Source organism: Niallia sp. M35, assembly GCF_050971705.1.
GTDB lineage: Bacteria > Bacillota > Bacilli > Bacillales > Cytobacillaceae > Niallia > Niallia circulans_A.
The window spans coordinates 1-24,918 of record NZ_JBPCEP010000007.1 but is presented as its reverse complement, the minus strand read 5'-3'; the positions used below and the strand labels follow the sequence as shown (position 1 = coordinate 24,918).

Genomic DNA, 24,918 nt, shown 5'->3' with positions numbered 1-24,918 from the left:
CTGACCTACCAGCTAGATTAATAGGTACAACAGAAGGCATGCCTTAGAAAAAGATCAAAGTTCTTCCCCATTTGTTTCAATAACGTGTTTGTACCAATCAAATGATTTCTTCTTGCTTCTCGCTAAGGAACCTTTTCCTTCATTATCTTTATCTACATAAATAAAGCCGTAACGTTTTTCCATTTCACCTGTTCCCGCGCTAACTAAATCAATACAGCCCCATGGTGTATAGCCGATTAAGTCAACACCATCTAATTCGACTGCCTTTTTCATTTCGGCAATATGATCACGGAAATATTGAATTCGATACTCATCATTAATTGATCCATCTTCTTCCACCGTATCCCTTGCTCCTAGACCATTTTCCACAATAAATAAGGGAATATTATATCTTTCATATAGAGCATTTAATGAATAACGAAGACCTACGGGATCTATTTGCCAGCCCCAATCGCTCGCTTCTACATAAGGATTGCGAATAACGTGGCCAAATTCGCCATCAGATTCACTGCCTTCTACTTCACGGCTACTCACTACTTTAGACATATAATAACTAAAACCAATATAATCTACGGTACCTTCTTTGAGAATCTTTTCATCCTCTTTCGTGATATCTATTTCAAATCCATTGCGTTCCCAATATTTCTTCGTATAATTAGGAATCTCTCCTCTAACATGTACATCGCCAAAGAACCAGCGATTATGCATTGCTTCTGCGGCATACATAACATCATCGGGATGACAAGAATATGGATAAACAGGTACAATGGCAAGCATACAGCCAATTTTAAAATCAGGATTAATTTCCCGGCCAATCTTCACTACCTTTGCACTAGCAATTAGTTCATAAAGAGAGGCTTGATACATCGTTTGCTTCCGATTTTCCCCTTCCTCATATTTAATTCCTGAATTAGTGAAGCTCGCGAAATCCATGCTTGTATCTGCTTGGTTATTGATTTCATTAAATGTCATCCAATACTTTACTTTATCCTTGTAGCGTTTTAATACCGTTTCCGCATATTTAACGAAGAAATCGATACACTTTCTATTTCTAAATCCACCATATTTTTTTACAAGATGATAAGGTAATTCAAAGTGTGAAAGTGTAATAACTGGTTCAATATTATGTTTTAACAACTCATCAAATAAATCATCATAGAATTGCAGTCCTTCTTCATTTGGTTCTGCCTCGTCTCCATTTGGAAAAATTCTTGTCCAAGCAATAGATGTACGGAAACATTTAAATCCCATTTCTGCAAATAGTTTAATATCTTCCTTGTAGCGCGAATAAAAGTCAATTGCTTCATGGTTTGGATAATTGTATCCTTCTAGCACACCATCTGTAATCTGACGAGCGACACCATGTCTTGCTGCTGTCATTACATCCGCAACACTTACACCTTTTCCGCCTTTATTCCAGCCACCTTCAAGCTGATGAGCCGCAACTGCTCCACCCCATAAGAAATTCTCTGACAATGCTGTTTTTGTCATGATAAGCTTCCTCCATTGAATGTTATTTCTTGTAAGTTATAAATTTGTTAATAAAAAAAGAAAGCGGTCTATCGTTTCGTGGAGAACCGCCTTCTTCCTGTTAAAATAAATAGAGCTACAATGAAAATACTTCGTGTAAGTATTCGTTTCTCCAAATTTAATTATTAGACTATAATACTGATTCTCCACCTTTTTCTTGTATTACTAACTTGTTATCATACATTTTAATAAACGGGAACCAAACCAGAAATGCTACAGCACCGCAAATTATCGCTACAATAACAGCCATGTAATCTCCCGCTGTACCAATAAATGCTCCTATACCAATTGGCGAAGGCCAAGGTACTTGTGCAATAATCGCATCAACAAATTTTAACTTAATGGCCCAATATCCAATCGAAGCCGAAGCCATTGGTGCTAAGAAGAATGGGATTGCCAAATATGGATTATAAACAATTGGCAGACCGAACAATAATGGTTCATTAATATTGAAAATACCAGGAGCAAGCGATGCTTTCCCTAATATCTTTAGTTGTTGTGACTTAGCTAAAAAGGCAACGAAGAACACTAATCCAATAGTTGCTCCAGATCCTCCCATAATGACAAATGAGTTTGAGAATTCTCCAGCAAACGGAATATTACTTCCCTCTAAGTTTGACTGCATATTAGATAGAACAATAGGCGTTAAGAATGCGCCGATAATATTTGCACCATGAATTCCTACAATCCAAAGGGCATGGATTAAGAAATAAATTACCATGATTCCTAACCAGCTGTTTGTTAAATTCACAACGAAGCTAAATGGAACAGCTACTACTTTAAAAATATCTGTACCTAATGCTACTAGAATACCGTTAATAACTAAGATCACAATAGCCACTAAAAAGGCCGGAATTAGCGCTGTAAAAGATCTAGATACCCCCTCCGGTACTGCTTCAGGCATTTTAATTACCCAATTTTGTTTAACACATAATCTATATAACTGCACGGCGATAATCCCGAGAATAATTGCTGCAAAAATACCTGTAGTACCTAACCGACTCACACCATCACCAACCATCTCCCAGCCATTTACAATGGTTGTTCCATCATCAATTTGATGAATAAGCGAGATTTTTCCGCCATCTATTACGAGCATAGGAATGGTCATAAAGAAGGCAAACATAGATAGTAAAGCCCCATTCAATGGATTTAAATTTAAGTTGTCTTCTTCAGCAATAATTTTCGTATACTCATAACCGATGACAAGGTTAAAATAGAGTGCTAGGATTCCCATTGTTGATTTATTTGCTAACATATACAAGTCACTAATCTTAAAGAAAGTACTATTGAAAAATCCTTCTAAAAAAGTAAGTGTCTGCGGCAATACATTCAATACTAGGAACATAGAACCAACGATAGTAAAGGGAATGGAAGCCATCCCTGCTGCCATTACTGCCCGCACAAAGCGGAAGGAGGCAACTTTCCCCATTGGACCCATGAGATATTTTTCAAAAAGAGCAAATACTTTATTTTCTCCTGACATATAAACTCCTCTTTTCCATGGTTAATTAATAACTTTTTCATATAGTTTAATGCGGCTATAGTGTTTATCTTCATTTAAACTAATTTTGTGCAATCGTTTTAGCATGAAAGCAGCTAATAATATACCCGAAATTAAAATAGTTAGAATGAACATTCTTGATTCATCTTGATTAATTAAGAACGGATAAAGCAAAGCAAAAGTAGAAGAAAAACAAGCAGGCACTATACAAATTACATTTGCAGCGAGCAATGCCGTAAAACTGTATTTTGTAAATTTAGGATGATGGCTAGGACTGCTGTAAATCTTCACTTGCTCCACAACACTAGCTATCATAAAGAGCAATAATACGAAAGGAATAAAAAACAGCTTTGAATCACTTAGCACCAACGAAATAGACCAATATAAATTGGTAAAAAAGAATAGTGCAGTTACATAACGAACAAGTAAATACCGATTAAAATACATCGTTTTTATACTTTGTTTCTTTCTTTGCTTTTCTAGCAAGGCTCTTTGTTCATAATTCATATTAATCCCTCCTTCTCTTGTTCTTCGCTACTTGCTTCTTCATTTGAGATTTCAACTAATATTAGATACCGCTTTCATTTTTCATAGTGGAAATTAGATCGAACGGACTCCGTCGTTGAAAGCGAAAAACTAGTAGCTTCCTTCTCTTCTATTCATTAGCACCTTAGTTCGGCAGTTCCTGTAAAATTACGTTTGCTAATTTTTCAATCCCCATCGGAATTGGAATATACGCTTGTGGTGGTATGTTAACAACCGGCTTCCCTACACGATCCCCTGTTTCTTTCAGCTTATTAAAATACATCTTTGTTTGCGGGCTTACTAAATATAGATCAAATTCACCCTTCTCAATCATCTTACCGCCTTCATTTGCAGATATAGCATCTAATACAATATCTTGACCTTTTGATTTAAAAAACTCCGTTGTCTTTTTTGCCATTAGTGATGATGACATACCAGCTGCACAAATAATTAGGGCTTTTTTCATTTTATATTCCTCCAATAATTAATAAGATTTTTTGATTAAGATCAAACAAATTCCCAGCTTAGTTAGGTAGTTTCTTATGAAGTTCTATGAATTCCTTTGCCATATCAACAACAGTCATGGCATTCATTAAATGATCTTGCGCATGGATAAGCAATAACCGAATTTCAAATTTTTCTCCACGAGCTTCCCCTTGAATCAAATCTGTTTGAAAGCGATGAGCTACGCGCATTGCTTCATTTGCTTCATCCAGTTTTTGCTCTGCTAAAGAAAAGTCGCCACTTTTAGCATCATTTATTGCTTCCATTGCTAAACCTCGAGCATTTCCTCCATTTAAAATAATTTGAAAACTAATTTCCTCCAAGTTCATGCTAATCCACCCTTACATAAAAAAATATGTGCTCCATTTCTCCTATTTGCAGTAAAGATAAAGCTAACAGTATGTTCGACTTAATTCTCTTTCGATTGCTAGCTTAAAAGAATGAAAGGCCAATTGAGAATACCAAAAAACCATTGTTAGCGATTTCATCTTTTGTTATCAACTGCTTATCTACATACTATACTTAATTAAATTTAAAGTTAATTCAAACTCTTTCCTTTGCGCAACGGAAACCATTACCATAAAAACAGGTGTCAGGCACCACAAAAAGACAACTGTCTTTTTACGGTGCCTGACACCCACTTTACATGACACCCACTTTACAATCGATCTATCAATCTTTCTATTTCCTCCTTCAATACTTCCTTTTTATCGTTATGAAGCAGCTTGATTATATCTTGGAGAAATTTAATCGCTTGATCGTTTTTGCCTTTCTCTAGGTGTTTTTTGGATTGCTTTAATTTATTGCTTAAGCTCTTATAAAGACTATCCTTTAATTCACCTGATTCCTTGTACATATCCAGTAATGTTTGAATGGACGTATGATCTGCTTGATACGGTCTAACTAAGAAATGATCAAACTTGGTATTATTATAATTGGATCTTACCCCTACTTTCCCTTGCGTAAAGGCAGTACGGCTATTGTCCGTAAAATTAATCTTTGGTGTCTCCATATCATCCACATATACTTTAATTGTTGTCCCAATCACTTCAATTTTCATATGATGCCAAGCAGCTTGTGGTTCTGTGATCGAGGCACCACCAAGATACTCCCAATTATAATTTTGCTTTCCAAGATGGACGCCGTCCTCATTTATATAGGCCACATATCCTTGCATGAAATCAGCATTATTTTGGCTATACTCAATTCCATTTGCGGGATTATTTACTCGAAAGATGACTCCTCCGTCTCCGGATCCTTCAGCCACTTTAACATCTGCTTCGATAATGTAATCCTTCCACTCTTTTTCACCGATAACTGATTTTGCAAAGGTTTCGCTACTTGCATTGTACTCGCCTATTATTTGTGGCTCTGGTACTTCGATTTCCTCTAGGATTTCAAAATAATAGAAGTCAAATTCACCTTTTACTATTTCTACTTTAATCGTATGCTGTCCTGTTGGTAAGGAAACTTTTTTCTTAATAACGCTTTGCCAATTATTCCAATCGCCAGTGCTAGGGACATCAATAACACCTGTCAAATCAATCGAATCATCAAGCCATAATCGGATTTGACTATCTTTATACGTCGTAGCTACATTTATGGCTAAATCATAGCTACCTTCTTCTGCAATATCGACATTATACTTCAGCCATTCTCCTGTTTGATTCCAGCCAACATTGTAGCCACCTTCCGGATTCACACGGATATCGACTGCATCCTGGCGATACTCCCCGCCAATATTTTCGATAGTATTATCGTGATAGGCAACCCCTTCACCACCAGTAATATAATCTGCCGCCATTATTCTGCCTGGCAGCTTTTTATACTGATCAAATTGGTGGAACATAAATTTCGAAAGCTCAAAGCCACCTTCTACAGCAACTATTTTTAATGTATGCTGCCCAGCTGGCAATGTTATATCCTCTAGTGATACAGTCTTCCAACTGTCCATGCTGCCCGTTTTCGGCAGATCAATTTCTCCCGTTAGATCTAGCTTGTCATCTAACAGAAGCTTTATTTTCGATCCATCCTTTACAGAGGAAACAAGGAAATCAAGTCCATAGCTTCCTTCTTCTAAAATATTCACATCATATGTTAACCATTCATCCGTCTCAATTGAGGTAACTGCATAATCCGCTGCAGCTGTTTTTCGAATGTCCACATCGTCATTACGGTATTGTCCCCCACTATTTCCTTCCGACTTATCATAATAAGCTACATTTTGCCCACCGTTGTTATAGTCTTCCGCTTCAATGAGCCCAGGTAGTGGTCGATGAACATCAAATGAAGACAATTCCATTTTCGTAAAGTCAAATTCCCCTTCTACGAATTCTAGTTTCAAAGTATGATTTCCCTTCGGCAACTTAATTCCATTTTTAATGACAGCCTGCCAATTGTTCCAGCCGCCAGTAGCAGGAACATCAAATACGCCGGTTAAATCTATTTTATCATCTAACCATAGACGAGCCTTTGCACTTGTAAAAGTTGTTGCAGCATAAAGCTTAAGATTGTATGCGCCAGCTTCTTGAACATTTACATTGTATTTCAGCCATTCACCAGTCTGATTCCACCCAACAGCATAGCCGCCGCCTTCTGGATTGGTTCGGATATCTACTGAATCTCTTCTAAATACTCCACCAATATTTTCTGGTGTCGTATCATGATAGGCAACTCCTTCCCCACCAGTATTGTAATAGGCTGCATTTATTACCCCAGGAACCTGTTTATACTCATCGAAATCAATATTTTGCTCTTCAAAAGGACCAACTTTCCATGTCCCCTCGACTTCATCCCATCCTTCAGCATCCCCATCATTAAAGTCGTCATATAATACATCAACTGCTTTATAGCCTTGTACTTTAAAGCTTGAAAAATCAAACGAACCCTTTACCACTTCAATCGTTAGCGTATGCTTTCCTTTTGGTAGTTTCAACTTTTCGATTGAGAACGTTCTCCAATCCGTTGATGGCGGAATACTTACATCCCCCGTTATATCCGACTTTCCATCTAACAAGATCCTTATCTTGGCATCTTTGGAGGATTCGCCAACTCGTAAATCCAGATTATATAAGCCTTCTTCGGCAATATTTACATTATATTTCAGCCATTCGCCTTTTTTATTTGATTCAATGTAATAACTGCCGTCAGAATCGTCAGCAATATCTACATAATCTTGGCGGTAGGCATTAACTGCTTCTTTCCTTGTTTTATCATGATAGGCGACACCTTCACCACCAGCATTATAATGAACAGCCTCAATCGTCCCCGGTAAAGGCTTATACGCATCAAAGACATTGCTGCCGTCAACTTTATTGCTAAAAGCTGTATAGCTAAAAGCTCCATGTACATCTGATGTAGTATAGCCGATGCTGCCAGCTCCAATGTTTAGAACTTCTCTTGTTTGCTTTTGCATGCCATCAACATAGATTCTAAATGTATCTCCCGACCTTTCTACTCTCAATTGGTGTAGCTTTGTGTAATCATAGCCTTCTGGCAGATCTGCATACTCCCAGCCTTGTTCCTCACCATCCACAACAAAATTAGTTTCCAATCGATTATGCTTCGAGCTTAGGACAGCCGTTCCGTAGTTCTTTTCATCTTTATAGGAGAAAACTACACCAAGTCGCGGATTTTCACTCTCCCCTTTTTCTACCATTTTCAGATTGAATTCTGCTGTATATTCCTTATCTGTAGATACCTTACTCACTTGTCGTGACCATTTTGCATCACCCAACTTCTTTTGTTCCAGCCAATTAGAAGTATTTTTCGTGATACTCCATTTCCCTCCATTTACATTTTTCCAATCTGCTCCAAGTTCGGTTCGATTAAATCGATCACTAAAATCCGGTAAAGCAGGATCAGACTGTTCAGAAGTTGTCGGCCCTAACACGAGCATTTTCTCGCCATTCCACGCAATGCGGTCGAAGTTTATGTTACGCCCTGGGTTCGCATGACTATGATAGACGATATAGTCGGAATCAAGGTCTGGTCCTCGCACAACTGTGTTATGACCTAAACCTACATTTTCCCCTTCTGTGTTTAGTAAAAGTGGATTCTGTTCTTTATTCGTTGTAAAACCAACATTAGGAGAATCACTTACTCCATAATCAATACGGTATGCTTTATTCCAAATATGGTTTCCTGTATAAGTCATATAGTATTTGCCATGTCTTTTCAGTACGGTTGCCCCTTCTGTCCAGCCATTCATTTTTGCACCTGTATCCGTTGCCTTGCCAAATTCAGATGGCGTTGGCATGGAGCGTGCATCTATTCTATTTGATCCCGTACTATAAAAATACCATTTGCCGTCATCATCAATAAAAACATGTCCATCAATCCCCATCCCAAGATTATCGGTTTGTTTTTTAAAAGGACCAAGAGGGCTTGAACTTTTATAGACATAATGCCCATTTCCACCTGGAGATGTATACATATAGAAATCGCCATTCCAGTAAACAACTTCCGGGGCATAAGCAGCCTTCGTAGTAGGTTCTTCTGTAACGAGACCAGCATATGTCCAATTCATTAAATCTTCGGATGTCCACGCCTTCACACCGCTTTTATCATCTACGGTACTAACATAGAGATAATAAATACCATTATGCTTTAGGATAAATGGATCCCCTTCTCCATAATACTCCCCGCTATCCCATGTCCAAGATTCTGGTAAATCCATCGGGTTACTGTAGGCCAATGCTGCATACGGTAAAGAGAGCCATAAACTCATACACAGTAATACTTTTACTAACTTCTTCAGGATAATCCCCTCCCCATATTTGTTGAAAACTACCATCTATATAAAAAGGGTATACCTGATCAGTTATAAGTTGATTTTGTACACCCTGGATACCTGTATTCTAGTAAAATACTGCTCTCTTAAATTTTGTTGGATAATACCTTCTCATTGTTTAGAAATCATATAGAAGAGAGAAAAACGATTCATCTAAAAATTATCTACTTAATCTTGTTCTTTTTAAATAAAGCGCTTACAAATATCTTATATTATCCTCATTCGTAAAAATATACTAAATTTAGTATATAATATACCTTTTATACTTTTTTGATAAAAAAATCCTATTTATTAGCAGAAAAAGGAAAGAACTGCATGGGAGAAAAATGTTAGGAGAATAATTTTCCAACAAAAAAAACTACCATAGTCAGGTAGCATATTCTTTACCTATATTTCATTTCCGGCAGCAAACACCACATTTACTGGGATAAACATTCGTTTTGGATCGTATTCTCCAGCCATTTGCTGCAATAATAACTTCACCGTCTCCTTGCTGCACTGCTGGATATCTTGTTGTACAAAGGTGAACCCTTCTATTCCAGGAAAATCAAAAGTAACCAACTCTATTTGACGGTAAGACTCTTTTTGAACTTCTAAAATAGCACGATGCGCATACTGTGCCAATTCCGCATTCATCGTAAATAAGCTTGTTAGCTTCGGGTTTTCTAATAAAAATTGTTTAATTATTGCAGGCGTTTCCTGAACGGAGATTTTATCAAATGGCAGTGTTAGCCAAAGGTTTTTATCAATTGTAATTTCTTTTCTAAAAAAAGCTTGTTCAAATCCTTTTGCTCTTTCTTCCGTAACCGTGTTTGTTATTAAGGGAGAGATAAGTCCAATCTGTTCATATCCTTTATCCAACAAATAAGAAATAGCCGCAAACGTTCCTTGAGTATTTTCGGAACTGACACTATAGGTAGAAATATTTTTCATATATCGGTCAATCAATACGAGAGGAAACTTATCTAGCGACAGTCGAAGAACTGCCTCATTATACATTTCCTTTTCTGCCGGAAAAATAATAATTCCTTCCACACCAATCACACGAAAAGTCTCAATAGCTTCCGCTTCTTTTAGTTGTGATTCTCTAGAAATCTTAATGACTAAGTTATACCCTTGCTCCGTCACATATTGTTCAAGAAAATTGACAAAATCCTGCTCCACCTTTGTCTTCATCGTTGGAATAATTAACCCAATCAACCCACTTGAAGTTTGGTTTCGTGCCATTGAACCTGTAAAACTACTTTCAATAACAAACGTCCCTTTCCCCTTAATCCGCTCCACAATTCCTTGATCCGCTAAGCCAGCCAACGCATTCTTGGTAGTAATCTGGCTTACATGAAATTCATCCATTAAATCCTTCTCAGAAGGAACTCTATCTCCGACTCTCCATTTCCCGTCCTTTATTCGCTCTATAATCTTATTTTGAATCTGCTGATATAATGGTTCGTTTTTAATTGTACTCATCCTCCAGCCGTTTTTGTGTGTAACTAATGGAAAATATATATCTACTATACTAAGTTTGGCGTGAAAGATGAAGGGGGATGATTCTTTTGGGTCTCTAAAAAATTCTCCTTATAAGTCGATATTAAGGTATAGAAAAATATTTCCAACAGAAAGAGGCAGATTATGTTTTTAGATTTTCTATTTAAAAAGAAAAATACAATTAAAAAAAACAAGAAAGAAGCTCCAATCAACGTAAAAAATAGAAACACCTCCACAACCAAAATAGAAAACAATCAATCTGCTGTTAGAAAAGGGGAACTCGGCGAATACAAAATTGATATTCAACTATCCCAGCTACCTAAAGATTATATGTATTTAAGTGATTTATTCATTAAAAATCCTAAATCATCAACGGGATATTCTCAGCTTGACCATGTCATCATAACTCCTTATGGTTTGTTCGTCATCGAAACGAAGAATTATCAAGGAACTATTTATGGAGGAAAAGATAGAAAAACTTGGTTAATTAATGGTAAGTTCAAAATGATGAATCCTTTAATGCAGAATTATGGTCATATTCAAGCTCTCAAAAGTTTTATAGAAGCGAAATATCATCCATACTTTATTTCAGTAGTTTCCTTTACAAAGAGATGCACATTTAAAATAGAGGAAGAATTGCGGAAGATTAGTTCTGCTGAATTGGTCATTTACGATGTTGAATTAACTCAGTTTATTAATAGAAAGGTTGCTGTTCTTAAATTACAATACACAAACCCTATTTTTCTAATAAATGAAATGGAGATGATCTACAATTCACTTTTGAATGCTAATATTACAGATGCTGCAATTAGAAAGCAGCATATAGATATTATCAAAGAAAAGAAGAACATCACTGACAACAAAGAAAAGGAAAATAAGTGTATAGTCTGTCAGAAACCCGTATCAGAAAAAGTAAAATCATTCTGTTTATCTAATAAGAAGTTCCAAGGAAAAATTTATTGTTATGAGCATCAAAAAAGTTTGTAAAACAGAAGTTAATATCCATTTAGATAATAGAAACATAATTCTCATCTAAATGGATAATTAAGTACAAAAATAATTTTATTTTACTTAACTTCAACTTCCCAACAATGAAGATATCAAAGATGTTACAAATTTTTGAATATGCCTCCTACCCATTCTTTAATAACTTTCCTTCTCCTCAGCAATTTTGATATTTCCATATGTCTTTTCACTATATACGCTTTCTCTCGTCAAACGAGTTCTAAAATACTCTTCTAATTTCTTGTCAGTACAAAAGATATAACAACCTTTTTGTCCTCTGGTCATTAATGTGCGATACGTGTTACGAATAATTTTATTTGCTATTTCTCGAGCCTCTTCGGGAGATTCTTTAAGCATTTTCTTAATCCCCTTCAGTGATTGATCTGTTTTTGCTCTTTTTGTATAATCCGTTATAACTTCTCCATTTTCATATCGTAAATCATCACCAATTATAACTCCAACATAATCAAATTCTAATCCTTGACACGTATGTATACATCCTGCTTCATGTACAGAATTTTCATCAATAGCCCATGTTGTAGAGCTATCCAAGTTCCAGCTGATTCCGAAATTATGCTCTTCAATTTTAATATCATGGAAGTTGGAATTCATCCGATTTTCCTTAAGCCATTCCCAACAATATCCGGAAACAATTCTAGATTTGTTATTGATTTTATTTTTCTTCTCCATTTCTGCTTTCATTTCATTTAGATTAGAGAAAAAACAGGATGAATTAATTTGTCTATAACACAATTCCTAAACTCTTTAATTCAAAGTGTGAATCGATTCACACTTTGAATTAAGGAGGATTTTATGCCAAAAAATACTTTCTTTCGTTTAGATGAAGCAAGACGTGAAGAAATATCTAATTAATTCAGCCATAAACAACGAAATGATGACTTCCATAGCAATTTCAACAAGTAAAAATATAGGTTTTTGAAAATTTCAGCGAACATGCTTATAATTTATAGTCTCTGTATACCTTGAAATTGCTTATTTGCCCATGCAGCATAAGAAGGGTGTGTCTGAAGTAATTCTTCATGTTTTCCAACTCCTGTAACATGTCCATACTCAAATACAATAATTTGATCCGCATGTACAACTGTCGATAATCTATGTGCGATTACAATGGTTGTACGATCTTGCATCAAATAATGCAGTGCCTTTTGGACCTCATGTTCTGAATCACTGTCCAAGCTTGCGGTTGCTTCATCTAACAGCAAAATATCCGGTTGTCGCAACAAAGCACGAGCAATAGCTATACGCTGGCGTTGTCCGCCTGATAGCTGAATTCCTCTTTCTCCTACCTCTGTTTCATACTTTCTTGGTAAAGCGTCAATGAAATCATGGGCATATGCAAGTCGGGCTACATTCATCATCTCCAACTCACTCACTTCGTCTTCTCGCCCATAGATAATATTTTCTCGGATTGTACCTGATATAAGAGAGCTTTCTTGAGACACATAACCAATTTTTTTGCGCCAATCATGGAGAGAAAAAGAAGCGATTGGCGTATCACCCCAATATATGTTTCCAGTTTCCGGATCATAAAATCTCTCAATAAGCGAAAAAATGGTTGTTTTTCCACTTCCGCTAGGACCAACAAAAGCAGTTACTTTACGATCTGGTATCGTAAAAGAAGCATTTAGCAGGATTTGCTTATCTCTTTCATACCCAAAACAAACCTCGCGAAACTCTAAGATGTTATGCTTGTCCGGCATCACATCCTTTTTGTTGTCAGCTTCGAGGGGCTGTTCCAAGATAAGCCTTAGCCTCTCTGTCGATCCCATTACTTTTTTTAAATTCGAAAAAAATGCTCCAAACTGTTCAACAGGCATCATAATTTGAAACAAAAGTAAGATATATGCTACAAGTTTCCCTGCAGTAAGAGCTCCCGAAGAAACACGCACTCCCCCATAACCGATAATTACAACTAGTAGCACAATCATAATTAATGTCATCAATGGCATCAGTACTGCATTAACCCGAGCTTCTTTCATTTCCGATTGAAATAAATCATCCATGTTAGCTTCACCGTTTTTTAATTCTTTTCTCTCCGAGTTAGAAGCCTTAACCAGTCTCATTTCCCCAATGATTTGGGACAGCGTCGAGGATAGTGCTGCCAAATGTTCCTGTAAACGCACGGAATTTTCATACATCTTATTCCCCATCGGCATCATTACACCTAAACTAATAGGTAATACCAACATAATGATTAACGTCATTTGCCAATCCAAATAAAATAACATGGCCACTGCACCAATAACTGTAATCAAGTTGGAAATAAAGTTGATGAAGTGATCGGTAATGAGTGATTTAATCTCATTTGTATCGTTTGCGATGCGACTCATAAGATCCGCAGAGCGGTAGCGATCAAAGAAACTCATCTGTAAATGAAGCATCTTTTCCCAAAGCTGTTTACGCAATTGATTGACCATTCTATTTCCAACATAAGCTAACAGATAGTATGAGAATCCACTTGATACGGCTTGCAAAATAAAGATAAAGACAAGCTGTATAATCGTAGTGGCATTTATTAATTCCAAACGAAATTGGTCAATTATTTTTCCAGTAGCTATCGGAACAATCAACCCCACAAATGAACTGATAATACTTAAAATAAGGGCTATGCTTAGAACCAGCTTGGGAACTTCTGTAGAAAATAAAAGCTTCGCTAAATAGCGTAGACCGGTTTTATTTAAAGAGTTGTCACGATCGCGAATATTTGTAAATTTCTCTTGATTGCTCATAATTACTCCTTACTATATTTTTTTAAATTTTATACTTGATACCATTAAATAGGAAAAAGCAAATAATGAAATTACCGATATAAATGTTAAATTAATCGTGCTTGGTGCAAACACCGAGTAAATGGACAGAATAAAACCTGCCACGGTTATTGGAATTCCACGAAAGATACCCTCAAATTCTTTGATATTAAATCGTGCCAATCTATATGAACCGCTGACGACGTATAACAATAGAGCAACTATACCTACAAGTCGCAGTATGCCAAGATCATCAAAGTTAAATTTAAAATAAACAAGTAAAGCTGGAGCAATCCCAAAGGAAACCAAATCGGACAAGGAATCCAATTCTTTACCGAATTCACTGCAAACATCTAATCGTCTAGCGATTCTTCCATCATATCGATCTATAAATGCTGCAATAATAATATATATGGCACTTACGAAGTAATTTTGATTAATAACCTCAACAATTGAAAGCACCCCCAATGACAAATTTACAAAGGTAAGCAGATTGGGAATATTTTTTATAAACATAGATTCTCCTAACTAATAATGAATTTTATTATGACTCCCTATTATTGATATTTGGTAATCTGGTTAAATTGTTTTCGCCCTGTAATCTACCCTCTCCTATTTGCTTATGATATATAAGATTATGGGAGATTTCTTAAGATGAGGGGTTTATAATTCTTAAGAATTCTTAAGTCGGTTAGTATCTCACATATGGGTAGCTAATTTCACAACTTGTTGGTACAACTGAATGATAAATGGAAAAGGAGCATTGATATGAAAAAAATAATAAAAGCAGACCATCAACCGGTCTGCTTTTATTGATTATATAATTCTTAATGTTAGGATGCCGATAAACCATGACCTCGAACGTTCCATTTGCAACCTTAGCCAGATCGCCGTCTGTTGCTTCACCACGGTTCTGTCCCTTATGGATTTATTTTCTCAATTGTTTTTCTTCTGTATATTTTTCATCATGGATCCATATACCCACTTTGAAGCTATATACACTACATTTATCAACAAGTATAGAACAAATAAGAATAAGGCTACCAAGAACACACCATTATTCTTTATAACAATCTCCTGAGAATTCATTGAATATATCAATACATAGAGATAAAATACACAGAACATAAACACAGCTTCAATAAAAAATTGTTTAACTCCTTATGTTGTTAGAGATTAATTTATTTAGATACAAATTCAAACAGCGGAAAGGGAAGCACCATTCCCTCCTTGACTCGGAAACAACTGATTTTGGTTCCAGTGACAAGTTGGATGCCCAAAAATCATTCAAAAGTCTGTGCTGTTTTATTTAAAATGACAGGTAACGTTACCTGTAGCAAAAAAGTATCTTTTCGTATCGATACGTTTAACGTCCCGTTGTGCTTCTGTATTATTTTCTGGCAACTAACGAGTCCAATTTTGTTGCTATCTTCCTTTTCGGTCTCATGTAAAATCTTATTCTCGAACCTAAGATCGACCCATTGTTGTTTCAAGGAAATCTGAATATGAATGGGATGCATCGGATCAGCATACTTTCGAATATTTGAAAATATATTATCGAATACACGGCGTATAGCGACCAAATTGATTTCCAGCAAAAATTTCTCATCATATGGAACTGCTTGCACTTGAACATCTAAATTATCCATAACCACCAGTTGCTCATCAATGAGTTGATCTATAAGCGCTCTGCCCTCATATAATTCAAATTCCACCTCGTCTTCTTCAGCGGCAGAGGACACCGTAAAATATTCAAATAGTTTGTCCGATAGCGCTTTGATTTGATAGGCCTTTTCTCGGCTATTATGAATATACTGCAGCAAATCCTCATGATTCTTATACTTGTTAAGCTCGATGATATCCATATATCCCAGCAAAATTGTAAGGGGAGTACGTAAATCGTGGGAAATTGCCGTGATCAATTCGCGATTAGCTATCCTGATCCTCTCCTCACTACCGAGTCTCTCGGCAAATGATTTCCTCATCTCATCAATACTTTGGGCCAAAGAAGATAATTCATCCTTTCCAGATATAGTAATTGAATAATCTAAATTTCCCCCTTCAAGTATTTTGATCTCTTGTTCAAGTACTCCGATATAGGATGTTTTCTTATTAATTATCAGTAAGAAGGAAATAATAAATATAATGGCTGCTATGAAAATACCAATAAACAAAATGAGATTATAGTATTGATACTCATAAAGGCCTACCAAGTAGATCTGGGCATCTTGATCCGCAAAATGGATGGTAGTAGGTGTTTCCGAAGGCGTGAACCGAGTTAGTAGCTCTTCGTTAATAGCAGGATCAACCTCTTTATTTGATGAAAAAATTAATTTCTCTTTTGCAAAAATATACAGATTCAAATATCGCTCATTATTTATCCATTCAGTCAATTTCTCTCGATCACGGGTGGACACGTTTTGGCTATTCACAAACTCTTCGAATCGTTCAAGCGCGTCTTGCTGCCTATTTTCCATAAACGCAGATTTGCTTAAATAACTATTTAACACTTTCTCGCCAACGACTTGTAAAATTCCGAAAACACTTAAAGAAATAGCTAAGGAAATTAATACTGCCAAAACGAGCTTGATCTTAAGTTTTTTCCCCATTAGTAATCTATTCAATTTTGTACCCCTTTCCCCAAACAGTCTTTACATATTTAGGGTTCTGCGGGTCATCTTCAAGTTTACTTCTCAAATTACGAATATGGACCATAACTGTGTTGTTACAGGTATAAAAGTAGGGTTGCCCCCAAACACTTTCATATATGTTTTCAGCCGAAAACACCTTACGTCGTTTCTTAGCTAACAGCAGCAAAATCTGGTATTCAATTTCAGTCAAAGTGATTTCTTTCTCTCCAACAAATACAGTCTTTGCATCCTGGTGAATCGTAAGATCCTTAATGATAATATGCTCCGTTTCCTCCGTCTTCTCCTTGCCACGATAGACATAATATCTCCGCAGTAAAGCCTTCACTCTCGAAACGAGTTCTGTATAAGAAAAAGGTTTGGACAAAAAGTCATCACTGCCTGAAGAGAAGGCCAATTGTTTGTCCGAATCCTGCGTTTTCGCAGTAAGGAACAAGATCGGTGCGCTTGTTTTTTCACGAATCTCCAAACACGCCTTCAGCCCTGATTTATTGGGCATCATCATATCTAAAATTATGAGATCTGTCTCTTCATTTACTTTATTAATCGCATCTTGACCATCTATCGCTTCAACCACTTCATAATTCTCACTTTCTAACAAGATCCTTACAATTTCTCGAATTTCACTGTTATCATCAGCAATTAAGATTTGCTTGTTCATCTGATCACCCCATCTAATATCAGTATAATAGGCGTTTTGTGCAACTACCAGTAAATAGAGTCGACTTAAGAATTCTTCAGAAATTATGTATGTAACTCTTAATTTATCCATTCTATACTACAAACAGATAGAAGTAATTACATAAAGGAGTTTTAATCTATGCCACAACTTTCGAAAAAAACAATCATAACAATACTATTAGGTCTTACTCTCATATTGTCTATTGGTTTGATCTATTATTCTCCTACCATTATTAAGATTATGTCGTCCATGAACAATTTTAGGGCGTTTATTCATTCAACAGGTCATTGGGGACCGGTCATGTTTATTTTATTTCAGATTCTTCAGATCGTGGTTGCGCCTATTCCAGGAGAAGTCGTACAGGTTGCAGGCGGTTATATTTACGGGGTTACATTAGGATCCTTATATACTACAATCGGCTTAATAATAGGCTCAGCGATTGCTTTTTATTTCACTCGGTTTATCGGCCGCGATTATATTTCAAAGCTACTACAGAAGAAAAAATATAAGTGGATGTCGTTAATACAGGATGAGAAAAAGTTTTCTATCTTTTTATTTATCTTTTTCGTGATTCCAGGTTTGCCGAAAGACCTGCTTGTATTTGTGGCCGCTCTTACATCCATGAGTTCATTAAGATTCTTCACCATACTTATAGTTGGTCGTCTGCCGTGGATTATTGCATCTGCTGCTTTGGGGTCCACCATTCATATGCAGCAATATAGCATAGCCATTATCATATCGGTTATCGCTATAGTTGGTTTTATTCTCGGATATATCTATAAAGATAAAATGATGGATCGATTCTCCAATATGAAGAAAACAAAAGAGACAAGTCATTCTGCCAAAACCAAGGTAAACCTGAGCATTAACAAAAAGGAAAGTTTGTGTACCAAAAAAGGAGAATAAATCGAATACAAAGAAACAATTATTTTGCAAAGAAAGAATACCTACCGATTTTTATTTTTACCATTATTGGTAGAGCGTAAAATCGATGGAATCCCAAAACGCACGCAATATTTCAACAATCGGTACTAATTGAAATTGAAGAAGGTGTTCATTACGTATTATCACAATTAAATTTGATAATACTTGCAGGAAATATGTTTAATTTCTGGTTTAGCATTTGGCATTACACAACCTTTAAATGTCTTTGGCATTATGGAAAGATTAGGTCTTGCTAAAGAGAAGGTACATTGGTTCGCTGCGGCTGAGGGAATTGGAATGCTCATTGGCGGAGGGATTGCTGTTGCTTTAACCGCATTCGGAGAACATCATACGAAGATTGTTATGACCGTTTTTCTGTTGAATTTTTGCTATGATAACACTATAAGAAGTACTATCAGTTAGGTCGATTTAAGAATTTTATCTGGCATAGCTGCGGCGTTTTTCCAGGATGTTTTCAGTACATTGATGATTAAACAAGTTGCCTCTGAATATATCGGACGAACGAACGGAGTAATTATGCCATTGATGATGACAGGTTTGTTATTTGGCTCCTCTATCCCTGGATTTATTGTTTTTCAACTTGGGTTATTTGGTGCCTATTTCATCGCAGCCATTCTAACTGCATCATGTGCCATTTTAACAATTAAAATGAACAATCATCGTGCTGGAGCAGAAGATATGGATTAAAAGGCGCAATCTGAATAAAGTCTTTAAAATAAGCCGAATAAAGAATCTTAATAGACAACACTTTTTTGCGGAATATCGTCCTGGATGACTATGACCTTGTCATTGAAACGAAGTACACGGTAGAAAATGACATAACACACGCTCAGAGGAAATTACAGTGGTAAGCTTTCACAATTCAAAGGGCATGTATTCTTCTTTAATCTACAATCGTTATAAAATCATTCGCAATAAAAAAACAGCATATGAATTTATACCGGCTAATTCAAAATAGATTTATAACTTTGAAAAAATGAAAAGTTATTTTTTAAGGACTATTAAAACAAAGCCTGTTGATGCTTATATGTATATATAATATTGCTAATAAGGGATTTTAGATACCTAATTATGCTTATTCAAGTGATTTCTAGGCCAACTTGTTTGAGCTTTATTGTACATTGATATAAAAAATAATCACCTAATAGTTGCAAGTACAGAAAAACCTTTATCGTTTTCTATCGTATACTCTAAAAACAAAGAAAGCTCGCAATTCTTATTAAATCAACGTTTGTGAGCTTTCTTTAGCGATTAATCTAGACATAAATTAATCTGATGATAGCGGTGGTCGGGATATTTTTTACTAGTTTAACTATCTATTTGTATAGTCCTTCTTTGTTCTACTGAAAATAATTGTATACAACGGCTACACTAATACCCAGTTTTAAAATTGATTATTCATATATAAATTGAGAAAAATTATATATGGTTAGAATAAAACAAATAAGAAAGGAAATTTGTCTTTGAAGTACTTTATTTCAGATACACATTTTTTCATGAAAATATTATCAGGTTTAGCAACCGCCCTTTTGAAGATCTAGCAAAAATGAATCAAACAATAATTAGTAATTGGAATGCTTTTCATTAAACATAAAGATGAAGTTTATATTTAGGAGATTTTGTAGTCCGTGGGACTGGAAAACAAGCAAACGAAATATTAGAGCATTTAACGGGAAGAAATATTTAATGATGTACATGCCCGTAAAGATGTATAGAATTATTATAAAACGAATCCACTCTAAAATTGGATAGTGGAACAATACAAATGTTTTTTTGTTGTACTTGAATGAACAATAATCTTTAATCCATTCGAAATATGAGCTTTCAAACTCTGGATCGTCAAGATAGTATTCATGATTGCCTTTAATAACAAGAAAGAATATTTTCGGAATATATTAGGTCCTAGAGCGATAAACACTGGCGTCGATGTGAATAATTTTTCTCCAATCAGTTTAGATCAAGTATTAACCATGGTAAATTCAAGAGAAAAATAATATATGTTTAGAAATAAAATTATTTTGAATTAATGTGCATTATTAGCAATTAAACAATTAAATAGCTTAGAACCCTTATAAAACAAGGATTCTAAGCTTATTTTTTTACTCCCACTCAATAGTGGCTCATGGCTTAAAAGTTACGTCGTAAACAATATCGTATATGTTGTCTACTTCGTTGCTACATCAATGTTTCTCACAAATGCCAAATATCGAATTTACTATTCCAATCATGTAAATCATCAGACCAATTGCACGGATGTTTTTGAAGGAAAGAGTAAAAAATCTGTATTCGTCAATTACAATTTATAGAATGTGTTTTCACAAACTTCTCAATATCAAAAAATAATTCGAAATTAGCTTTTATTTTTTCATCATCCCAATCCCACCACTTAATTTTAAGTAATTCATTAATGATATGGGAATCAAATCTATATCTGATTACTTTAGCTGGAACACCGCCAACAATTGCATATGGGGGAACATCTTTAGTGACAACCGCTCCTGCCGCTACTATTGCTCCATTATGAATAGTTACTCCTGGCAATACAACTGCATTTGTAGCAATCCATACATCATTTTCTATAACTATTGGCTTATTATATCTATCTAATAGTTCTTGGTCATATTGATCTAACATTTTCCACATTGGATTCCACAGCATATTTGAGGTTGTAACAAGATCTATGGGATGATTACCTAAGGTTCCTATATTTGCATCTGCATTAATCGAACAAAAATTCCCCACGCTCTTTAAATAATGTTTACTTTCAACGGTTTTATCATTAATTCCATATGTAAACTTCCCTACAATATCTTTGAAATCTGCTTTTGGACGAAAAGGTAAATATATATGAAGTGACTCTAAGGAAGTATATTTTGATATTACTTGTAATATTTCTTCATACGATTCACTTGCAATAATTAACCTCTTCACTTTCGTAAAATCAACATTGACAAGGCTCACTACTTCTTTCCCCAGAATGCTCTCTCTTTCCATACGGTCAATAAAGTAAGGTACCTTTACAATAAAATAACCTATTCTTGCTACTAATTCGCTAGCAGCACTTCCAGTACCATAGATAAAAAAATTATCATTGATTCTCATCATATCTGATGTAAGACGCTTTATTTCTCGTTGATTCATTATTTCACCTCTTGCAATTATTCAAATAAGCATAGACTGCCTTTATTAAGTCTTTATTCAATCATAATAACTATACATATCCCGAACTTTTTTCTAAATATACCACATCTAATTATTTTGTGCTAATTCGCTTTTTATTCATGTCTAAAATCATTTACCAGTTCTCTTATAAAAATTTTTCACGACTCCAGGGTTCAGCATTGAGCTTTTTCTTACAACAAAGAAATGGTTTGACACAGTAATTATGTCTGATCAAAAACGAGTTCTTAATATTCAAGGTTATATAAGATTAATAGCTATGTAAAAAGGGAGCGAAATTATGAATCTAGAGATAGAAACGAAAACAGACCTTTATTGAAGCGATAAAATATTATCTATCGCTTGATACTCTTCAAGAAGAGTATGCTCGAAAAGAAATAAGAAATGCATTGATGCATATTAAAAAATTGAACAAAAAGAAAATTAGAAAAGAGGAATGTAAACATGGCAATCAAACCAGTAGTCGATATTACAGATACGCTCGGAAATAGTTTACTTTTAGTGGATATCAAGCAGCTTATGAAAGAATTGAAAAAGATGGAAAATTCGAAAAAGATTCCAATATTTCTCATGATAACTATTCGGTTGTGTGTCTTGAGCGCAAAATTTGAAAAGATATCCATCAAAGTTGTTAAACTATCAGCATTACTGAATTTTTATTTAGAAGAAAAGATAGACCGTCCTTTTGTCTGTGAATATCATTATTTTCTTAATCATCCTAAACGATTAAATGTGGTTTCTACAGGTCGCGTAGAAGTAAACGAGAGCATAAATATTATTTACATCGCTGACCCAAAAACTCAGATTTGGGAAGTTTATCTCATTACTTTAGTGATGAACGAGTGCCAACAACCCGAATAACATTGCTCGAGTCGTCAGATTGGCGGTAACTGAAATGAAGGAATGTTATGATTACATGAATAAGAATATCAAGTACGGTAGTAACTTCTTAGACCATGGCTATAAACCCGTTTGGGTCGTATTTGACGAAATGGAGCTTTCCAAGCTAGTAGAACAGACAAGCAGTCTAAAAAGGTTGTTAGTGAGGTTATGGACGGAATAAAGCAAATAATTACATTGGGTCATCAATCAGGAGTTTTTATTTTAATTGCTGCTCAACAAATGAGGTCTGAAACTCTTTCTACGGATCTACGCGATAATCTCGCACTTAGAATTATCCTCGGCTCAAATAGCAGTGAGGCTTATCGTATGGTCTTTGGTTTCTGCAACCCTAGAGAAAATTTCACCAATTGAGGTGAAAGGTTCAGGATTGTTATATATGCAAGGCAGTGGAAAAGAATCAGCTGAATACTGGGAATCTCCGTTTATTGACATGAAAAATTTTGATTTTATCGAGGAACTGAAAAAATATGTAAACATTACGAATTACTAAATAAGAGGACGAATTTATTATCGAGCATGTAAATCCTATGGTTATGGCACAAAACGCTTCTTTATCACTGAGAATGGCTTAAAAAAGGAGTTAGAAGCTTATGCTCCTGTCATTGATAAAATAGAAGCGCAAGAACTATAGATAAGTACAGAAAAGTTGGCACGCAAGTAGAAAAATGGTTTGGTAATAAAGTCGCTTCTACAATGAAGTACAGCGAGTATCAAGAAATTCTAAATGATTATAGAAAACAAGTTGGTGCGTATTCTCTCAGTCCGCTTTAACAGAGCTATACGGAATTCTTTTAGCTAGAAAAGACTCCATTTTAATAAAGGATTTTACACTAAGTGTTAAATAAATTCACAGAAACAAGTGAAACAGAAAATGAGAAGTTTATTGAATCTCTATCAGCCTATCAATCATTACTCTCTTTTTTAAAGAAAAAAATGAATTACCCTACTAGCATAATTCCTTACTTCCTGTATGTACAATTAAAAACTGGTTTTAGGAGTGGGAGAAGTGATGGCATTAACATGGGAAGAGATAGATTTCAAAAATGGCATGATTAAGACATACCGAAAAATAGACTCTACTCGTCATGTATTTGCTCCACCAAAAAACTCTACTTCAGTTAGAGAAGTTCCAGTAAGTTCTGATTTATTGGAAGTGCTCGACTCTTTAAAAGCAAAACCAAAAAGCTTGAAAATTCATGATATATCTGACGGATTCATATTTTTTGATGAAAGAAATGGTTTGCCAACCAATAACGGAATAAATAAGGCACTAAAAAGCTATCTCAATGAATTAAAGATAAAACCAATTATTACAGCAACAGGCTGTAGGCATGCCTATTGTATTGTCATACTCGCAAAAGGAATTGATATTTCTGTAGTCGCAAATACATGGGGCATAAAGACACAAAAAGAATAATTAATACGTATGGTCATGTTTTAAAGGAATTAGAGGAGAAAGAAAAAGAAAAAATCTGAAGTGTCCTAGATGAATTTAATTAAAATGGGACAAATTGGGGACAATCAAAAGCAAAACAGCTTAACCACAAGGGTCAAGCTGTTTAAAAAGATACCGGTGGTCGGGGTCGAACCGACACTCCAGAAGGAACACGATTTTGAGTCGTGCGCGTCTGCCAATTCCGCCACACCGGCGCGTTTATAATTTGTTTGGTAATGCCGAGGACCGGAATCGAACCGGTACGGTAGTCACCTACCGCAGGATTTTAAGTCCTGTGCGTCTGCCAGTTCCGCCACCCCGGCATGATATGTAACAAATTTAAATTATAAACGATTATGGAGGCGGCAACCGGATTCGAACCGGTGGTAAAGGTTTTGCAGACCTCTGCCTTACCACTTGGCTATGCCGCCATAAATATATTGGAGCGGAAGACGGGATTCGAACCCGCGACCCCCACCTTGGCAAGGTGGTGTTCTACCACTGAACTACTTCCGCGAATGGCTGGGCTAGCTGGATTCGAACCAACGAGTGACGGAGTCAAAGTCCGTTGCCTTACCGCTTGGCTATAGCCCAATACTATATATATGCAATAAAATAAAAAAAGTGTCAAAAATAAATGGGGCGAATAATGGGAATCGAACCCACGAGTGTCGGAGCCACAATCCGATGCGTTAACCACTTCGCCATATCCGCCATAATATTTATTTGAAATTGGCAGGGGTAGTAGGAATCGAACCCACACCAAAGGTTTTGGAGACCTTCGTTCTACCTTTAAACTATACCCCTAAATGAATGGTGGAGGGGGACGGATTCGAACCGCCGAACCCGAAGGAGCGGATTTACAGTCCGCCGCGTTTAGCCACTTCGCTACCCCTCCGACATAAAAGGTGGCTCAGGACGGAATCGAACCGCCGACACAAGGATTTTCAGTCCTTTGCTCTACCGACTGAGCTACTGAGCCATAACTTAATGCTATTTATTTTTTGAAAAA

19 protein-coding genes, 9 tRNA genes and 1 pseudogene are annotated in these 24,918 nt (G+C 35.7%); 7 read left to right on the top strand and 22 right to left on the bottom strand.

What is annotated here, in order from left to right; genetic code table 11:
- Positions 1 to 54 precede the first annotated feature (54 nt).
- The 7 genes from NiCM35_RS10590 to NiCM35_RS10560 all read right to left on the bottom strand — a co-directional run bounded on the left by NiCM35_RS10590 (position 55) and on the right by NiCM35_RS10560 (position 10,322).
- On the bottom strand, positions 55 to 1,491 hold the full coding sequence (locus NiCM35_RS10590) for a 6-phospho-beta-glucosidase (protein WP_433779442.1): 1,437 nt from the start codon (positions 1,489 to 1,491) through the stop codon (positions 55 to 57).
- A gap of 169 nt (positions 1,492 to 1,660) precedes the next feature.
- Positions 1,661 to 3,016, bottom strand: coding sequence for a PTS cellobiose transporter subunit IIC (celB, locus tag NiCM35_RS10585; RefSeq protein WP_095333501.1), 1,356 nt, complete (start codon positions 3,014 to 3,016; stop codon positions 1,661 to 1,663).
- Positions 3,017 to 3,037: 21 nt separating this feature from the next.
- On the bottom strand, positions 3,038 to 3,541 hold the full coding sequence (locus NiCM35_RS10580; RefSeq protein WP_433779440.1) for a hypothetical protein: 504 nt from the start codon (positions 3,539 to 3,541) through the stop codon (positions 3,038 to 3,040).
- A gap of 163 nt (positions 3,542 to 3,704) precedes the next feature.
- Entirely contained in the window at positions 3,705 to 4,025 is a 321-nt protein-coding gene (locus NiCM35_RS10575) for a PTS cellobiose transporter subunit IIB (protein WP_095333496.1), read from the bottom strand.
- A gap of 58 nt (positions 4,026 to 4,083) precedes the next feature.
- Positions 4,084 to 4,392, bottom strand: a complete 309-nt coding sequence (locus NiCM35_RS10570) for a PTS sugar transporter subunit IIA (protein ID WP_047943303.1) — start codon at positions 4,390 to 4,392, stop codon at positions 4,084 to 4,086.
- A gap of 329 nt (positions 4,393 to 4,721) precedes the next feature.
- Positions 4,722 to 8,792, bottom strand: coding sequence for a carbohydrate-binding protein (locus NiCM35_RS10565; protein WP_433779437.1), 4,071 nt, complete (start codon positions 8,790 to 8,792; stop codon positions 4,722 to 4,724).
- 450 nt (positions 8,793 to 9,242) lie between these two features.
- Positions 9,243 to 10,322 (bottom strand): GntR family transcriptional regulator, encoded by a 1,080-nt coding sequence (locus NiCM35_RS10560; RefSeq protein ID WP_123259933.1) that lies wholly within the window; start codon positions 10,320 to 10,322, stop codon positions 9,243 to 9,245.
- A 162-nt stretch (positions 10,323 to 10,484) separates the two neighbouring features.
- Here NiCM35_RS10560 and NiCM35_RS10555 point away from each other — a divergent pair, with 162 nt between their 5' ends.
- A complete protein-coding gene (locus NiCM35_RS10555) occupies positions 10,485 to 11,327 on the top strand; it encodes a nuclease-related domain-containing protein (RefSeq protein WP_433779435.1) in 843 nt (280 codons plus the stop codon).
- A gap of 156 nt (positions 11,328 to 11,483) precedes the next feature.
- Here NiCM35_RS10555 and NiCM35_RS10550 read toward each other — a convergent pair.
- The 5 genes and pseudogenes from NiCM35_RS10550 to NiCM35_RS10530 form a co-directional block, all read right to left on the bottom strand.
- Positions 11,484 to 12,065, bottom strand: a pseudogene (locus NiCM35_RS10550) (DNA/RNA helicase domain-containing protein); the annotation flags it as partial.
- Positions 12,066 to 12,310: 245 nt separating this feature from the next.
- Complete coding sequence (locus NiCM35_RS10545; protein WP_433779433.1) at positions 12,311 to 14,095, bottom strand: ABC transporter ATP-binding protein; 1,785 nt, start codon at positions 14,093 to 14,095, stop codon at positions 12,311 to 12,313.
- A gap of 12 nt (positions 14,096 to 14,107) precedes the next feature.
- The gene (pssA, locus tag NiCM35_RS10540; RefSeq protein ID WP_433779432.1) at positions 14,108 to 14,629 is read right to left on the bottom strand and encodes a CDP-diacylglycerol--serine O-phosphatidyltransferase; all 522 of its coding nucleotides are present in this window, start codon (positions 14,627 to 14,629) and stop codon (positions 14,108 to 14,110) included.
- A 767-nt stretch (positions 14,630 to 15,396) separates the two neighbouring features.
- Complete coding sequence (locus NiCM35_RS10535) at positions 15,397 to 16,737, bottom strand: HAMP domain-containing sensor histidine kinase (RefSeq protein WP_163185226.1); 1,341 nt, start codon at positions 16,735 to 16,737, stop codon at positions 15,397 to 15,399.
- On the bottom strand, positions 16,730 to 17,422 hold the full coding sequence (locus NiCM35_RS10530; protein ID WP_123259204.1) for a response regulator transcription factor: 693 nt from the start codon (positions 17,420 to 17,422) through the stop codon (positions 16,730 to 16,732). Before NiCM35_RS10530 ends, NiCM35_RS10535 begins: the two co-directional genes overlap by 8 nt.
- A 159-nt stretch (positions 17,423 to 17,581) precedes the next feature.
- Here NiCM35_RS10530 and NiCM35_RS10525 point away from each other — a divergent pair, with 159 nt between their 5' ends.
- The 3 genes from NiCM35_RS10525 to NiCM35_RS10515 all read left to right on the top strand — a co-directional run bounded on the left by NiCM35_RS10525 (position 17,582) and on the right by NiCM35_RS10515 (position 19,075).
- On the top strand, positions 17,582 to 18,349 hold the full coding sequence (locus tag NiCM35_RS10525) for a TVP38/TMEM64 family protein (protein ID WP_123259939.1): 768 nt from the start codon (positions 17,582 to 17,584) through the stop codon (positions 18,347 to 18,349).
- A 183-nt stretch (positions 18,350 to 18,532) separates the two neighbouring features.
- Positions 18,533 to 18,790: a hypothetical protein gene (locus tag NiCM35_RS10520; protein WP_123259940.1), complete on the top strand. Its 258-nt coding sequence runs from the start codon at positions 18,533 to 18,535 to the stop codon at positions 18,788 to 18,790.
- 60 nt (positions 18,791 to 18,850) lie between these two features.
- Positions 18,851 to 19,075, top strand: a complete 225-nt coding sequence (locus NiCM35_RS10515) for a hypothetical protein (RefSeq protein WP_141231364.1) — start codon at positions 18,851 to 18,853, stop codon at positions 19,073 to 19,075.
- Positions 19,076 to 20,677: 1,602 nt separating this feature from the next.
- Here NiCM35_RS10515 and NiCM35_RS10510 read toward each other — a convergent pair.
- On the bottom strand, positions 20,678 to 21,529 hold the full coding sequence (locus NiCM35_RS10510; RefSeq protein WP_371473333.1) for a CatB-related O-acetyltransferase: 852 nt from the start codon (positions 21,527 to 21,529) through the stop codon (positions 20,678 to 20,680).
- Positions 21,530 to 22,012: 483 nt separating this feature from the next.
- Here NiCM35_RS10510 and NiCM35_RS10505 point away from each other — a divergent pair, with 483 nt between their 5' ends.
- The 3 genes from NiCM35_RS10505 to NiCM35_RS10495 all read left to right on the top strand — a co-directional run bounded on the left by NiCM35_RS10505 (position 22,013) and on the right by NiCM35_RS10495 (position 23,888).
- Positions 22,013 to 22,429: a hypothetical protein gene (locus tag NiCM35_RS10505; RefSeq protein WP_433779429.1), complete on the top strand. Its 417-nt coding sequence runs from the start codon at positions 22,013 to 22,015 to the stop codon at positions 22,427 to 22,429.
- 34 nt (positions 22,430 to 22,463) lie between these two features.
- Entirely contained in the window at positions 22,464 to 22,631 is a 168-nt protein-coding gene (locus tag NiCM35_RS10500; protein ID WP_433779427.1) for a hypothetical protein, read from the top strand.
- Between the two features lie 849 nt (positions 22,632 to 23,480).
- Positions 23,481 to 23,888 (top strand): tyrosine-type recombinase/integrase, encoded by a 408-nt coding sequence (locus tag NiCM35_RS10495; RefSeq protein WP_371473345.1) that lies wholly within the window; start codon positions 23,481 to 23,483, stop codon positions 23,886 to 23,888.
- Between the two features lie 151 nt (positions 23,889 to 24,039).
- On the opposite strand, the gene NiCM35_RS10490 is transcribed toward NiCM35_RS10495, so the two are convergent.
- The 9 genes from NiCM35_RS10490 to NiCM35_RS10450 form a co-directional block, all read right to left on the bottom strand.
- Positions 24,040 to 24,121 (bottom strand) — tRNA-Leu (locus tag NiCM35_RS10490).
- A gap of 22 nt (positions 24,122 to 24,143) precedes the next feature.
- Positions 24,144 to 24,229, bottom strand: a tRNA-Leu gene (locus tag NiCM35_RS10485).
- A gap of 34 nt (positions 24,230 to 24,263) precedes the next feature.
- Positions 24,264 to 24,337, bottom strand: a tRNA-Cys gene (locus NiCM35_RS10480).
- A 10-nt stretch (positions 24,338 to 24,347) separates the two neighbouring features.
- Positions 24,348 to 24,422, bottom strand: a tRNA-Gly gene (locus tag NiCM35_RS10475).
- A gap of 3 nt (positions 24,423 to 24,425) precedes the next feature.
- Positions 24,426 to 24,500, bottom strand: a tRNA-Gln gene (locus NiCM35_RS10470).
- 44 nt (positions 24,501 to 24,544) lie between these two features.
- Positions 24,545 to 24,620: transfer RNA gene (locus NiCM35_RS10465), tRNA-His, on the bottom strand.
- 19 nt (positions 24,621 to 24,639) lie between these two features.
- A tRNA-Trp gene (locus tag NiCM35_RS10460) sits at positions 24,640 to 24,713 on the bottom strand.
- Between the two features lie 7 nt (positions 24,714 to 24,720).
- A tRNA-Tyr gene (locus tag NiCM35_RS10455) sits at positions 24,721 to 24,804 on the bottom strand.
- Positions 24,805 to 24,815: 11 nt separating this feature from the next.
- A tRNA-Phe gene (locus tag NiCM35_RS10450) sits at positions 24,816 to 24,888 on the bottom strand.
- Positions 24,889 to 24,918: the final 30 nt, after the last annotated feature.